General features: G+C 55.7%; 11 protein-coding genes. 6 read left to right on the plus strand and 5 right to left on the minus strand.

All coding sequences use genetic code 11. The annotated features are described in order from the left end of the window. Positions 1-35: 35 nt before the first annotated feature. Positions 36-863, plus strand: coding sequence for an NAD(+) diphosphatase (gene nudC / locus CDH48_RS09705; protein WP_100688528.1), 828 nt, complete (start codon positions 36-38; stop codon positions 861-863). After that, positions 860-1738, plus strand: coding sequence for a glutamate racemase (gene murI / locus CDH48_RS09710; RefSeq protein WP_100688529.1), 879 nt, complete (start codon positions 860-862; stop codon positions 1736-1738). The genes nudC and murI overlap by 4 nt, the downstream gene beginning before the upstream one ends. On the opposite strand, the gene CDH48_RS09715 is transcribed toward murI, so the two are convergent. From CDH48_RS09715 to CDH48_RS09730, 4 genes are all read right to left on the minus strand, one after another. Beyond that, complete coding sequence (locus tag CDH48_RS09715) at positions 1733-2740, minus strand: DUF2156 domain-containing protein (RefSeq protein ID WP_100688530.1); 1008 nt, start codon at positions 2738-2740, stop codon at positions 1733-1735. The genes murI and CDH48_RS09715 overlap by 6 nt on opposite strands. Positions 2741-2780: 40 nt before the next feature. Beyond that, entirely contained in the window at positions 2781-3434 is a 654-nt protein-coding gene (locus CDH48_RS09720) for a class I SAM-dependent methyltransferase (RefSeq protein ID WP_100688605.1), read from the minus strand. Positions 3435-3641: 207 nt separating this feature from the next. Then, positions 3642-5858, minus strand: a complete 2217-nt coding sequence (locus tag CDH48_RS09725; RefSeq protein WP_100688531.1) for a putative bifunctional diguanylate cyclase/phosphodiesterase — start codon at positions 5856-5858, stop codon at positions 3642-3644. Between the two features lie 21 nt (positions 5859-5879). After that, positions 5880-7862 carry an HDOD domain-containing protein gene (locus tag CDH48_RS09730; RefSeq protein ID WP_100688532.1) on the minus strand — a complete coding sequence of 661 codons (1983 nt, stop codon included), beginning with the start codon at positions 7860-7862 and terminating at the stop codon, positions 5880-5882. Between the two features lie 232 nt (positions 7863-8094). On the opposite strand from CDH48_RS09730, the gene CDH48_RS09735 reads away from it, so the two are divergent. The 4 genes from CDH48_RS09735 (at position 8095) to CDH48_RS09750 (ending at position 13978) form a co-directional block, all read left to right on the plus strand. Beyond that, positions 8095-9399 (plus strand): MinD/ParA family ATP-binding protein, encoded by a 1305-nt coding sequence (locus CDH48_RS09735; protein ID WP_227521029.1) that lies wholly within the window; start codon positions 8095-8097, stop codon positions 9397-9399. Positions 9400-9510: 111 nt separating this feature from the next. Next, the gene (locus tag CDH48_RS09740) at positions 9511-11049 is read left to right on the plus strand and encodes a fatty acyl-CoA reductase (protein WP_188437701.1); all 1539 of its coding nucleotides are present in this window, start codon (positions 9511-9513) and stop codon (positions 11047-11049) included. Positions 11050-11322: 273 nt separating this feature from the next. Continuing rightward, complete coding sequence (gene acs, locus CDH48_RS09745) at positions 11323-13272, plus strand: acetate--CoA ligase (RefSeq protein WP_100688534.1); 1950 nt, start codon at positions 11323-11325, stop codon at positions 13270-13272. A 40-nt stretch (positions 13273-13312) separates the two neighbouring features. Further along, positions 13313-13978, plus strand: a complete 666-nt coding sequence (locus CDH48_RS09750) for a LuxR C-terminal-related transcriptional regulator (RefSeq protein ID WP_100688535.1) — start codon at positions 13313-13315, stop codon at positions 13976-13978. A gap of 31 nt (positions 13979-14009) precedes the next feature. Here CDH48_RS09750 and CDH48_RS09755 read toward each other — a convergent pair whose 3' ends face one another. Continuing rightward, positions 14010-14993, minus strand: coding sequence for a D-2-hydroxyacid dehydrogenase (locus CDH48_RS09755; RefSeq protein WP_100688536.1), 984 nt, complete (start codon positions 14991-14993; stop codon positions 14010-14012). Positions 14994-15138 lie beyond the last annotated feature (145 nt).

The following is a 15138-nucleotide window of genomic DNA, read 5'->3' on the forward strand; positions in this document are numbered from 1 at the left end:
TTTGACTGTCTTTTATAAAGCAGGTGCGAGGGCACATGGCAACATCAACAATTCAGTGGCGTCCAGGCTGGACCATTGACACGCCTGGCAAGGATGACCTTGTACTGGCGTTGTCGGGGTCGGGTATTTTTAAACCGGATAATGGCTGGTTACAACCGCTGGAGAAACTGCCTGGCAATGCCGGGGATGCAGGTTTTGTATCCCTGGGAAGTGCAGACGGGCACCGGGTTTTTGTTACCGAATTGCCCGGGTCTCAGGTAGCTGAACAGGATGTTGTGCCGTTGCGGGATGCCCTGATGATGATCAGTGATGCGCCCGCAGCCATGCTCAGTACCGGCTTTCAGGTGTGGCAGTGGTTTCGGGACCATCAATACTGTGGGCGTTGCGGGGGGCGTACAGGCTTTCACGCAAGAGAGAGGGCAAGGTGGTGCAGCAGGTGCAACATACCCTGGTACCCGCGGCTCGCTCCCTGCGTCATTGTGGTGATACGCCGGCAGGATCGCTATCTTCTGGCAAAGTCGTCCCGGGTCAGGCGGCACTTCTACAGCCTGATTGCCGGTTTTGTTGAGCCGGGTGAAAGCCTGGAGGCTGCAGTAGCCCGTGAGGTGAAAGAGGAAACGGGCCTGGATGTCACCAACATTCAGTACCAGGCGTCCGAGCCCTGGCCCTTTCCGCACCAGTTGATGGCAGGTTTTTTTGCCGATTACGCCGGCGGCGAGCTGGTTCTTCAGGAAGATGAGATTGCAGACGCGGGCTGGTTCTCGCCCCGTAGCCGGCCGCCTGTGCCTCCGGAAACCACCATTTCGGGGCGCCTGATACGCGATATGGAAAAAATGATCACCTCCGGAGGTGCCGGAACTTGAGCGAGTGTGGTATTCCCCGGATTCTGGTTTTCGATTCGGGTGTTGGCGGTTTGAGCGTTGCTGGTCGGGTGCATGACAAACTGCCCCACGCTTCTATTATATACCTTGCCGACAACGCAGCCTTCCCTTACGGCAATCAGCCGGAATCTGTCGTTATCGAACGCTGCTGCGGGCTTGTTGCCAGGGCGCTTGAACACTATCCCTGTGATGCGGTTGTTGTTGCATGTAACACCGCCAGTACCGTCGCCCTGCCGCATTTGCGAGCCATAACAGACGTGCCTGTGGTCGGAGTGGTGCCGGCAGTAAAACCTGCCGCGGCGCAAACGCTGAACCGCCGTATAGGCGTGCTGGCTACTCCGGCAACGGTGAACCGGCCGTATCTTGACGCGCTGATACGGGAATTTGCGGCTGATTGCCAGGTTGAGCGGGTGGGACATCCCGGGCTTGTGCAGTGGGCAGAGGACCTGGTTCGGGGGAAGCCGGTGCCCCAGGATGAACTGGATAACGCCGTCGCGCGCCTCGACGAGACCGGTGTTGATACAGTGGTACTCGGGTGTACCCATTATCCGCTTTTGCTGGACAGCCTCAGAAAGAGCCTTCCGGATGTGAAATTCTGGGTGGATTCAAGTGATGCCATTGCCCGCCGCGTGGTCTGGCTGCTGGCGCAAGCCGGCAAGCCTGTTGAGGCAAGCGGGTGGTATCATGGCGCCCATTATGACGCTCCCCGTGGCTATGGCACTGTCCATGATACTTGCTGCTCACCCGTGGCCGTTGCGCTTTTTACCGGCAGTGCTCCGGACGGCATTGCGGACTTTATGGCGGGCCTGTGTCTGCGACCGCAAGCAGTAAAAGAAAACTGGCCCGGCGCCTTATAGCAGGCGTGTCAGTTTGAACATGGCAAGGAACTCCAGAGCCGGAATGCTCCTCTTGTGGCAGCAGTAGGTCTTGAAGTTGTCGCCCCTGAAACGTGATTTGGTAAATTCCAGGCCCTTGAAATTATAAAGGAAATTTCCCCGGTTATAGAGAACGTGCAGCAGCCGCTTCAGAAGCCGGCTTTCCTGATGCTCTGTGGCGGCGTCAAGGGACAGCGGAATAAGACCCAGGTCCAGATAGGGAACCCCCTCCGCTTTGAACGCCTCCATGGCATGCGCCATCAGGGTGTAGAAGATGCCCTGCCGGAAGTCCGCATTGGCGCGGGAGATGTTGGGCACATAGCTGATGATATCGTTGTTGCGGTAAATCGGGTCAAAGTAGATAAAGCCGACAGCCTTGCCATCCTGGTAGGCATAGAAATGGCGTTCGTTTTCACGGTAATCCATCTCCATGGGGCGAATCAGGAACCGGATCTCGTTGCTTTTGCATTTGCGTGTACGAATCCAGGCTTCCGAGATTTCCCGGGTATGGTCGTCACTGAAGCGTTCCTGCACTGTAATACCATTCTTCTCAGCCTGGTTCAGTGCCGTGCGCAGAATCTGCTTTTTCTTGCCGCTGAGGGACCATTTGGCCAGATCAATTCGGGATTCACTGCCGAACTGGGTTCCATACAGGCCAAAACGCAAGTGCATGAAGTCGACAACCGGTTTGGAAACCTGAATGTAGGAAGCATTGGGGAAGCGGTTGTGAAAACGCTCGAGCATTGCTCCGAAGTTCTCGGGTGCACATACCGGGTCGGACAGAACAAATGTACCGCCCCACTTGCGCATATAGGCGACATAGCCCATGCCCGGCACATCGTAATACTGCATGCCGGGCTGCAGCGTAGAAAAGGACTGGGAGTGGGCGCCAAACTTTTTCAGGTAACCAACCCTTTCACTGAAGGTGAATGCCGTGCTTTCAAGCTTTCCGGCCTGGTCGAGCGCAAGGATCTGGTCTGACATGATGATTCTCCCCGATTGTTATTGTCTGGCAGGCGGTCTGTTACGCCTGCTTGCGGCCGAGAATTGACCAGTAGCAATCCATGTTCAGCAGCTTGAAGTGCTTTTTCTCTGTCACCTCAAGGCCCAGGCGCCGCATGTGTTCCGGGTAGTTGTAGATTTTATGGAAGGCGTTGTTGGCAAACAGCCAGAAGATAAAAACGGCCATGTACCAGTAAAGCTTTTTGAACGTGCGTGACAGGACGTTGCCGGTGGGATAGCAGAAGTCGCCTACAACAACGCTCGCCTCTGCGTTGCCCAGCTGAATCAGATGTTCCAGCACCCGCACCATCATGGTTTCGTCAAAAACATTCAGGAAGAAGTTGGCCACGACCATGTCGTACTGGCCGAACTCGTCCACTTTCATGATGTCGTTATGAATGCGGCGAATGGTCAGGTGCGGAGCTTCGCTTTCCTGGGCTTCGCCAAATTTGCGTAACATGGTTTCAGAAAGGTCAACAACGGTCACGTCGGCACCCAGTTCTGCCGCACGTATGGCATCCCGGCCATGACCGACACCGGCAAACAGAATACGGTCTCCTGGCTTCACCGTTTCCACATCCAGCATGGCGGTCTTGCAGCGATGGATGTTTTTGCCGCTGTAAAGATTGCTGAGAAAATCGTATACCGGGCCGATATAACGGTACTTGTCGCGCATGGTAACTGCTGCCTGTTCTTGTTCGAGGGTCATTGCCACGCTTGTTATGGTTTTAGCCCTGCTGGCTGGCTCGGGGCGTTTCGGTGGTCAATGGCTTATGTGTGTAAGCTTAGTGAACAGGGTGGGGGAATTATGTGCAGTAATGCGCATTTCCGGATACAAAAGTTAACGCAAGGCAACACTTTGCAAACAGAGTCAAGGTTTGTGCTAGGAATGTCTGACAATTTTTGCGGGGGTGGTCTCGAGGTCAATCGGGCATCGCAGCGTCGCTTTTGTTTTTTTTAGCAATTTAGCGATATCCGTGGCAGGTTGGGCCGGGCCATAGAAAAAACCCTGAACCTGATGGCAGCCAAGGGTACGCAAGTACTCGAGCTGTTTATCTGTCTCCACACCTTCGGCAATGATCTCCAGTTTCAGGCCGTGGGCCATGGCCACGATGGCGTTGACAATGCAGGCATCATCCGCGCTGCTGCGAATGGCTTTCACGAAGGACTGGTCCACCTTCAGCGTGTGGATGGGCAGCCGGTGCAGGTAGTTGAGTGATGAATAACCGGTGCCAAAATCGTCTATCGCGATACGAATGCCTATGTTTGCCAGCTCCCGGAGCTTTTGGCTGATCTGTTCCAGGTCATTCATGATCACGTTTTCGGTAATTTCGATTTCCAGGTTGCCGGCCGGGAAACGGTTGGCTTTAACCCGGTCCATCAGGGTTTCCACAAACCGTGGGTGATCTACCTCAACAGGCGAGAGATTGACGGCCAGTCGCAGGTCCGGGTGGCCCGAGCGGATCCACTGGCTGACCTCCATGCAGGCCTGATCCAGAACCTGCTCACTGACCAGCCCGATCAGCCCGGTTTCTTCAGCCAGGCCGAGAAAATCCCTGGGGTAGAGCAAGCCGCGCTCCGGATGTTGCCAGCGCACCAGGGCTTCGAGCCCCACAATCCGGTTGGTGCTTGCGCAAACCTGGGGCTGATAGAATACCCGCAGTTCTTCTCGCTCCAGTGCCAGGCGCAGATCCCGCTCGAGATTGAGGCGATAGGTGCTGTCAACACTCATGCTTTCCGAGAAGAAACAGTAGTTGTCCTTGCCCCGCGCTTTTACATGGTACATGGCGATGTCGGCATTCTGGATCAACTGGTCCATGCTGTTTCCTGCTTCCGGGTAGATGGCTATGCCGATGCTGACACCCACGAACACTTCGTGCTCGCCCAGCAGGAAGGGCGCCTTGAGTGTTTTGATGAGTTTTCTGGCAATCTGGCTGGCATCTTCCTTGCCGTGAATCGAGGGCAGGAGCAGGGTGAATTCGTCACCACCGAAACGCGACAGGGTGTCACCCTTGCGCAGGCAGGTTTCGAGGCGCTGGGTGACGGCCTGCAACAGCTGGTCGCCCATGGCATGGCCCAGGGTGTCGTTAATAACCTTGAAGCGGTCGAGATCGAGAAACATGACCGCCAGCTTCTGCTTCTGACGGCGGCCATGGGTGATGGCCAGTTCCAGGCGATCCTTGAACAGGGCACGGTTTGGAAGGCGCGTCAGCAGATCATGATAAGCCTGAAAGTTAATGAATGCTTCCGCTTCCTTGCGTTCGGTAACGTCCCGGGCAATTCCGTAATAGCAGGCGCTGTGACCACTGCCACCGCCCCGTGTGCTGCTGTTGTGTGTCCATGACTGGGGGGCAATGGGAAACGCCGTTATTTCAAAATGTCGCGTGGCTCTCCGGCTGCCGCGTGTTTTCAGACGAATCTCCATGGTTCGCGGGTTGTCTGCGCTGATGTCCGGCGCATTGAGCGCGTATATTCCTTTGGCAACATCGCGATCGTCCAGAATGTGTCGAAAATGCTTGCCACAGAGTTCATCCGGCGTGTAACCCAGCAAACTCTCGATCTTGCTGTTAATAAAGCAGAAGTGGCCATCGGCATCGAGCATGAAAACAATATCGGGGGAGCTGTTTACAATGTAACGGTGCAGGGCTTCGGAGGTCTCGAGGCGCGCCTGTATGTTTTCGTGGGCTTTGATCAGTGATTGTTTGTCGACCACGCCTTTTACCGTGGCAATCAATTCTTCCGGATCAAAGGGTTTCCGGATGTAGTCCAGAGCGCCGCGACGGAGTGCCCGGCTGACAGCAGTAAAAGAACTCTCGCCACTGATGACGACCACTCCGCATTCCGGCTGCTGGCTCTCAAGGTGCGCCATCACAGCAAAACCATCGACATCCGGCATGCGCAAATCCAGTAACGCAAGGTCGAAGTGCACAGTGTCGGCAAGTTTGCAGGCATGCCTGCCGCTATGGGCTTCCGTTACATCATAACCATAGCTGCGCAACAGCGAAGCCAATGCCCCGGCCAGACGTGGCTCGTCGTCAACAACCAGAATGCGTGCAGCTATTCTGTACAAGTGCTGCCTGTTGGTATCTTCAGATGCCATCTGTCGGGATCCGTTGTTTCGTCAGTCAGAAGTCTTTTCATTCTCGTCGAACGCAGGTAGCAAAATCCGGAAAGTTGTGCCTTCCGGCCCCGTGCGACAAGCTATGATGCCCTCCATGTCATCAACGAGCTGTTTGACAATGGTTAACCCCAAGCCACTGTGGCTTTCTGCTTTTGTGGTTTTCCCGGGAGAAAACAGTGTTGCCCGCACCGCTTCCGGTATGCCGGTTCCGGTATCGGTCACTTCTGTTTCAATCCAGTTCCGGCCACCCTGCCAGACCGGGGCTGCGGTTTTTACTGTAACCGTTCCGCCTTCTTCCGGCATGCTTTCGACCGCGTTCCTGATCAGGTTTATGAGAATCTGACGAACAGCCGGTGGACTCGCGGCAGCATAGGTCTCTGCTCTACACACTAGCACGTTCAAATGCAGGTTGCTCTCACTGAAAAGACTGTCCTCAAGTACCTGGGCCAGGCTTCGTATTTCAGTGTTAAGGTCAGCGACCTTCTCGCTGTCGCGAAAATCATTATTGTAGCTGATCTGCAGCAAAAGGTTGCCGACACGATCCAGCTCCTCTTGCACAACATCAAGCTGGTCCCGAAAAGCCGCGTCATCAAGCCGGTTTCTGAGCTGATGGATGTATTGGCGGATGATGGTCAGGGGGTTGCTGATTTCATGGACTTGCCGGCGCAGTTTTTCGAAAGCTGCCAGCTGACTCCGGGTCTGGGTCGCGTCGGTTTCTTCGGCTTCCTGGTTGCTGCTTTTCTCCTGCAGGGCCGTTGCAAGCTGCTGGATAAACAGGTGTGTGAGTTCCACCGTCGCCTTCGGCATATTGCCGTCGTTGCCCAGTACGAAGACGCCGGGGCAGGCGTCTTCTGTGACCACAGGGAAAGCGGTCAGGGAACGTGTTCTCAGCAGCGACAAAAGCTGGCGATCAAGGACGGTTGGGTTTCGCCCATCGAAGCTGACATATGTTCGGGAGGCAAAAGCCCGGGTCAGTACGCTGCCGCCGGGCTGTGTGGTAACGGTCAGGTCCGGGTGCTGGCCGGTGGTGCCGGAAAGCAGAACCAGAGTGTCGTCGTCGAACCCGAAGCACAATGCCGGCAGCCCGGTAATCAGGGTCAGGCTGTTGACGGTTTCCGCCAGGACAGGGCCGCTGGGGCCGGCAAAGTTCATGGCCTGCCGGGCCATTGCCTGCTGCAGTACGGTCTGGCGCAGCTGCTGTGATGCCGGCTCGGCGTCATAACTGTTGATCAGCGGGATGCCCAGAGACTCTGCCATCGTGGAGACGTCCTGGTTGATTCGCCGGTTGATCTCGTGGGTCAGTTCCTCACTGAGCCCGAACATGGTACCTGCGGCGGCAATTCCGGCTGAATCGGACAGCGCCAGCCGGGTGGCAAGGCTGATGACCTTGACCAGATGCCCGGCGTCCTGAAGTTCCGATGGCAGTGCCTGCTGATAACGCATGGCGTCAGCTGCCATCGGACCGAGCCCCCAGGAAGTAACCAGTTCTGCCGCGATATCAGACTGCCGGTCCATATACTCCTGCCGGACTTTCGCATCGGGCGTTTTGATGGCTATGAGTTCCCCGATATTATGGAGCAGGCCCAGCATGAAGGCTTCGTCTGCCTCCGGATAGCGGGTCAGGGTTGCCAGCGCCCGGGCTGTGAGGGCCGTGGTCAGGGCGTGGCGCCAGAAATCCCGTAATTGTTGCCAGGCGCCGCCACCCATTTCGAAAAGTATCTGGCGCAGTGCGGCGGTAAGTATCAGGGTTTTGAAGCGGCGGGTGCCAAGGCGCAGCAATGCCTGATCTATCGAGCGTATTCCGGAGGAGGGACCGTACAGGGCCGAGTTGGCCAGGGCCAGGATTCGCACCACAAGAGCAGTGTCAGATGCTACGATTTCGCTGATCGCGCGGTAATTTTTTTCGCTTTGCTGGCAGGCTTCAAGTGCACGCAGGGTAACCTCCGGAAGGCTTGGGAGCTGAAGATCGGGTACTGTGTTCATAGCTTGGCCTGCCGCCTGCGAGAATCAGTTTGTGAAACTGAGTTCATTTTCTACTATCCAGTGCTGGAGCTTAACAAAAATATCTGAACATTAAATAGCAGTTGGTGGTTTTTTGGTCAGCATATTCACGGGAACGTGATATGTGTACAATTTCTACAGGCTAGGATTCATTTATCATTTTTGCAAGGATGTAAGATCGCCCGCTATGAGTGTTCAGGAATCGCGCAAACACATGATGAACAGGCCCAGAACCATAGCGGTAACCGGCGGCAAGGGCGGTGTGGGTAAAACCTCTGTTGCCCTGAACCTGGCGTTGATGCTGGCTCGCAACAAGAAGCGTGTGTTGCTGCTCGACGGTGACACGGATCTTGCCAACGTCAGCATCATGCTCGGGCTGTATCCCGAGCGCACACTGGCCAATGTTGTTGCCGGTGACTGCTCCCTCGAAGATATTCTGCTGCGGGCAGATTACGGCCTGCATATTGTTCCGGGCGCCTCGGGTGTCCAGGAATGCATGGAGATGAGCCCCGAGGACAGCTTTCGCATCCTGCGGGCGCTCTCCTTACTGGAAAAACGCTACGATTACGTCATAACAGACACCGCTGCGGGGCTTCAGCCTGCCGGCTTGCATATGATTGCAGCAGCGGAACTTGCGTGTGTTGTTGTGACGCCAGACCCGGCCTCACTGACGGATGCGTTTTCTCTTATCAAGGTGTTGAAGCGTCGCGGATACCGGAGAACGCCCAGTGTTATCATCAACATGGCCCAGGGCGCCAGCCAGGCGCGTTCCGTATTTCAGCGTCTCGACTCGGCGGCGCGGCGCCATTTGCAGTGCCCCCTTCACTACATGGGCGGGATATGGCGTGATGAAACCTTGCGCCAGTCTGTGCTGAATCAGAAACCGGTCGCGCTTCTGCCGCTTTCTGATCCATCCTGCCGACAGTTCAGTACCCTGGCCGACATGGTTGATGTGCGCCTGGCACAGCTGCCGGCGCGCAAGGCGGGCATAGCAGCCTACTGGTACTCGGTCTCCAGACGTCAGCCAGAAGCGGCGCCTATACCCGCGCCAGAAGTGGCAGCCCCTGCAATGACTCCCAAAGAACGCTGCCTGAAGGCTGTTGCTGAACTGGAAGACGTACTGGGGCAGACACAGGAAAATCCGGTACTGCGCTACGACGTGTTTATGCGTTTGTTTGCGCTGCTGGGGCGCACGCCGGATAGCGATGCCATCGAAATCATTCAGACAGGGCTTGGCTCAATTGCCTGGGAAGGACTGAATGCGGGGCAGCGCGAGCATCTGGCAGAACATCTGCGGCATCTGGCTGACGGCATCTTGGCAGCCGACGACTCCGCCGATGAGGCCAGCGAAGAAAATCACAGCAGCCCCCCCCGGTCAGTGCTCCCTGAACCCTCCTATGATCGCATCAGTTTCGGGGACCAGGACAAGCTGGTAAGAGCGCTGAGGGAGCAACCGTCCGATATTTCTCTGGATCAGTTGCTTCGGGCGCTGGTGAACAAGGAAAATAACAACGGTTGAACTCGCCTTTTTGTGTAGCTCTGGTGATAACCTTGCACTTTGTCACCGCCCTGATTCACAGGGTGTGCAAGGATTGGTTACCACAGGCATTCGCGAAAAGGAGTTTTCAAATTGGCAAAGCAGGCATTGGGGGCTGTTGTGTCTTCTTCCAGGGTACTTGAGCAACTGCGTGGCAAGCAGATTCTGATTACCGGTACCACAGGGTTTCTTGGCAAGGTGGTTCTGGAAAAGCTGATTCGTGCGGTGCCGGATATCGGCGGCATACACCTCCTGGTGCGAGGCAATGCACAACACCGTGATGCCCGCAGCCGTTTTCTTGCTGAAATCGCCACCTCTTCCGTGTTTGACCGTTTGCGGGGGGAGAATCCTGCGGCCTTTGACAACTTTCTGTCGTCCCGCCTGCACTGTATTACCGGCGAGGTGACACAGGCGGGCTTTGGTCTGGAACCGGAAGCTTTCCGGAAGCTGGCGGGCACTATTGACGTTGTGGTTAATTCCGCGGCCAGCGTTAATTTCCGTGAACAGCTGGATACCGCGTTGTCCATTAATACTCTGTGCCTGGAAAACATTGCAGAACTGGCCCGTCAGAATCCTTCTCTGGCGGTTGTCCAGGTTTCAACCTGCTACGTTAACGGGATGAATGCAGGTCAGGTGACGGAATCGGTGATAAAACCTGCGGGTGAAGATATTCCCCGGAACCCGGAGGGCTATTACGACATCGAGGAGCTGCTTCGGGTTCTCAATGACAGCATCGCTGACGTACGCTCCCGCTACACTGGTAAAATGCTGGAGCGCAAACTGGTGGATCTGGGAATTCGCGAAGCAAATCGCTATGGCTGGAGCGACACCTATACCTTCACCAAATGGCTGGGTGAACAATTATTGATGAAAGCCCTGCAGGGTCGTGCCCTCACCATTGTGCGCCCGTCCATAGTCGAAAGCGCCCTGGAAGAACCGGCACCCGGCTGGATCGAAGGCGTGAAAGTGGCGGATGCGATCATTCTTGCCTATGCCAGGGAAAAGGTCACCCTGTTCCCTGGCAAACGCTCCGGCATTATAGATGTTGTGCCCGTTGATCTGGTGGCGAATGCCATAATTCTCGCGGTTGCGGAGGCGCTGGGTGAATTTCCACGCGTACGGATTTACCAGTGTTGCAGTGGCAGTTCAAATCCGGTGTCACTGGGTGAATTCATTGATCATCTTATGGCGGAAGCGAAAGCCAATTATGGTGCCTACGAGAACCTGTTTTACCGCCAGCCGGTCAAACCTTTTATTGCAGTAAACCGTACCCTGTTCGATGCCCTGGTGGGAGGTGCCCGCATCCCTTTGAGCGTGATCAACAGCGTGACACGTCTGCTCCGGCAGGATAGTGACCTCAGGGTGTTGAAAAATCTGGATACCACACGCTCACTGGCAACAATATTCGGTTTCTACACGGCTCCGGATTATATCTTCCACAACGATGATCTTCTGGCCCTGGCCAAACGCATGGGGGAGGCAGACAAGGCGCTGTTCCCGGTTGATGCCCGCCGGATCGACTGGGAGCTGTACCTGCGCAGGATCCATCTGGCAGGGCTTAACCGTTACGCCCTGAAAGCCAGGAAACCGCGGCGCCGGAAATCGACCGGGGTTGTCACCAAAGCGGTCTGATCGGATCAGTCCGGTGGCAGTACGCTTTGCCTGCTGGCCGGAGCGAGCTATGCTTTTGGTTAAACCTGTGCTCTTGGCACATCGCCATTGATTTCCTGAAGGTTATTGGTTTTTATGCGCTAAAAGTTCAGGGGCGTTAGGACGTTAGTCTAATTCATTGTGTAGTGGCACACATGTTGAACTACGGGTATGTGTCCGAAGGGCTCGTATGCCCTATTGCTCTGAATTAACGAAATCGACAATGACAACAAACTCTGATCAAGGGGGAGCACAATGACTGATAAGCACCTTTATCCGGTAGAGCCGAGCGTGGCCGAACGAGCCTTGCTGAACCGGGAACAGTATGAGGAAATGTACCGCCAGTCAATTGAGGATCCGGACGCCTTCTGGGGCGAGCACGGCAAACGCCTGGAATGGATCAAGCCATACACGAAAGTGAAGAATACCTCGTTCGACTACAACAATGTTTCTATCAAGTGGTTTGAGGATGGCCAGCTAAACGCGTCCGCCAACTGTCTTGATCGCCACCTGGAAACCCGCGGCGACCAGACAGCCATTATCTTTGAGGGCGATGATCCCTCGGAATCCCGCCATGTAACCTATCGTGAGCTGTATGAAGAGACCTGCAAATTCGCCAACGTTCTGAAAGGCCTGGGCGTCAAAAAAGGCGATGTTGTTACTATCTACATGCCAATGATTGTTGAAACCGGGGTTGCCATGCTCGCTTGCGCGCGTATCGGCGCCATTCACTCTGTTGTATTTGGCGGCTTTTCGCCAGAAGCGCTTGGTGCCCGGATTGCCAACGGCAAGTCCCGTTTCGTTATCACTGCTGACGAAGGTCTTCGCGGTGGCCGGACAATTCCGCTTAAAAAGAATGTAGACACCGCGCTCAAGAATGAAGCCGGTGCCAATGTTGATAAGGTTGTTGTTGTCAGCCGCACTGGCAACAAGGACGTTCCCTGGAATGCCGGCCGCGATGAGCGCTATGAGGATCTGATGGCATCGGCTTCCACAGACTGTCCGCCAGAGCCAATGAACGCGGAAGACCCTCTGTTCATGCTTTATACCTCCGGCTCAACCGGCGCGCCCAAAGGCGTTCTGCACACAACAGGCGGGTACATGGTATTCACATCCATGACCCATGAATATGTATTTGACTATCACGATGGTGATGTTTACTGGTGTACAGCGGACTTTGGCTGGGTAACCGGCCATAGCTACATTCTTTACGGGCCGCTGTGTAACGGTGCCGTGTCCTTGCTGTTTGAGGGCGTGCCTAGCTATCCCGACAGCTCCCGCATGGGGCAGATTGTTGATAAACACCAGGTAAACATTCTGTATACAGCGCCTACCGCTATCCGCGCACTGATGGCAGAGGGCGAGGCCTGCATGAAAGGCACAACCCGCAAGAGCCTGAAGCTGCTGGGTTCTGTAGGTGAACCGATCAACCCGGAGGCCTGGGAGTGGTACCATCGTGTTATCGGTAACAGCCAGTGCCCGATTGTGGATACCTGGTGGCAAACTGAAACCGGCGGCATTCTGATTTCGCCACTGCCTGGTGCGGTGGACCTGAAACCGGGTTCTGCAACCGTGCCTTTCTTTGGAGTTCTGCCTGGTCTGGTGGACAGCGAAGGTAATCTCCTGGAAGGCAAAACAGACGGCAACCTGGTTATTCTGGACAGCTGGCCAGGGCAGATGCGTACCATCTATGGTGATCACGATCGCTTCGTTCAGACTTATTTCAGCGCCTACAAAGGCATGTATTTTACCGGGGATGGTGCCCGCCGTGACGAAGACGGCGACTACTGGATTACCGGCCGCGTTGATGACGTACTCAACGTCTCCGGGCACCGCCTGGGTACCGCTGAGGTTGAGAGCGCTCTGGTAGCTCATGAAAAAGTGGCGGAGGCGGCGGTGGTCGGTTTCCCGCACGATATCAAGGGGCAGGGGCTGTATGTGTACGTCACCCTGATGCAGGGCATAGAACCTTCTGACGAGCTCAAGAAGGAGCTGGTACAGTGGGTGCGCAAGGAAATCGGTCCAATTGCCTCGCCGGATGTGATCCAGTGGGCGCCGGGCCTGCCGAAAACACGTTCAGGCAAGATTATGCGTCGGATTCTGCGTAAAATTGCAGCCAACGAGCATGATCAGTTGGGAGACACGTCTACACTGGCCGACCCCAGTGTGGTGGATGATCTCATCGACAGCCGTGAGTTCAAGTAGGGTCTGGAAGCAGGCCGCAAACCTGTGAGGAATCGGTTTAATGACACAAACTATTATCGTCGCTGATGATCATCCGCTGTTTCGGGCAGCCCTGAGACAGGCGGTCAGTCAGGCAGTGCCCGATGCTGAAACCGTAGAGGTTGACAGCATCAAGGCACTGCAGGCGTCGGTAGATTCGCACCCGGATGCAGATCTGGTTTTGCTGGATCTCAACATGCCGGGCGCCCACGGTTTTTCCGGGTTGGTGTTCATGCGAGGACAGTACCCGGGACTGCCCGTGGTGGTTGTGTCCGGTTCGGAAGAGCTCCAGGTAATGCGGCGTTCGATTGATTATGGGGCGTCTGGCTTTATTCCAAAGTCGGCCCCGTTGCCCACCATCACAGAGGCAATCGGGGACGTTCTTGCCGGTGATGTATGGCTGCCCGAAGGGGTCGCTGAAAAGCTTGAACGAATGCATGCAGACACCACAGACTTTTCCGAGAAACTGGCCTCACTGACTCCGCAACAGTTCCGGGTTCTGGGGATGCTGGCGGAAGGGCTGCTGAACAAGCAGATAGCCTACGATCTGGATGTGTCAGAGGCCACTATCAAAGCGCACATCACGGCGGTGTTCCGCAAGCTTGGCGTTCGTAACCGGACCCAGGCAGTGATTGCGATACAGCAGATGGAGATCGATCCCTCGGATCAGTCGTTGTCTGGCAGCTAAGGAATATGCCCCGGTGTATACCGGGGCGCTGTTATTTGCTCCCGGCGTACCCCAGCTTCTTATCCACCAGGTTGAACAACTCTTCGCCACTGTGCCAGCGGTCAAAGTTCTCAAGAAACTGATCGGTAAGGGCACGCTTCCACCCGATAAAATCGCCGGCCATGTGCGCCGTCATAATGACGTTTTCCATGTCCCAGAGAGGGTGGTCCTCCGGTAACGGTTCTTCCTCAAATACGTCGAGCCCGGCACCGGCTATTTCGCCACTTTCCAGGGCGGCCATTAAATCGCCCGTTTTTACAATGGGGCCACGACCAATGTTTATCAGGCGCGCGGTGTTTTTCATGGCTTTGAAGGCCCGCTCGTCAAAAAGCCCTTCTGTTTGCGGTGTCAGTGGTGCAGCGATGACCACGTAATCCGCATGGCCCAGCTGATCATACAGATCGTCATTACTGTGAACCGCTACGAAATCCGGGTCGTTCCTGCGGGCTGTTCGGGCAACGCCATGAGGCTTCATGCCAACGGCTGCAACCAGGCGACCAATCTGCCGGCCTATGGAGCCAGCACCTACCACCAGAACCTGCTTGCCCTCGGCTCTTTCGGTGTCCCTGTGTTTCCACTGATGCTTCATTTGCAGCCGGACGGAGCCCGGGAAATCCTTGGCGAACATCAGGATGGTGCACAGCACGTATTCGGCGATCGTCCGGTCAAATATGCCCCTGGCGTTAGTAACCACAACCTCGCCTTCTGTAAGTGCAGGGAACATCAAAGCATCCACCCCTGCGCTTGTCGCATGTATCCACTTCAGTTTGTCTGCACAGCTCCAGGCCGCTTCGAGGGCTTCGGTCCTGAAATCCGTTACCATCATTACATCGGTGCCGGGCAGGGTGTTGCGAAGGGTTGCCTCGTCACTGGCGAAACGTACCTCGGCGCGTGCACGGAGTGAATCCAGCCCCGGTGGCTCCTGCTCTCCGGGTGCGGTAAGAACGGTTATAACAGGCTTGCTGTGCTGAGACATTGGACCTCCACCGGGTTGATTGGCCAGATATCATGATGAGTGACCGCAAGGCCGGCCCTATCCATTTTGCGGCCTCCAGAACAGTCTGGTAGGCAGATATCGTTGGGTCAACCCTGGCCGGATCCGGTTCTGTCTATTTCCCGGG

Origin of the sequence: Marinobacter aromaticivorans, from assembly GCF_002806975.1 — a bacterium.
Taxonomy (GTDB): domain Bacteria; phylum Pseudomonadota; class Gammaproteobacteria; order Pseudomonadales; family Oleiphilaceae; genus Marinobacter; species Marinobacter aromaticivorans.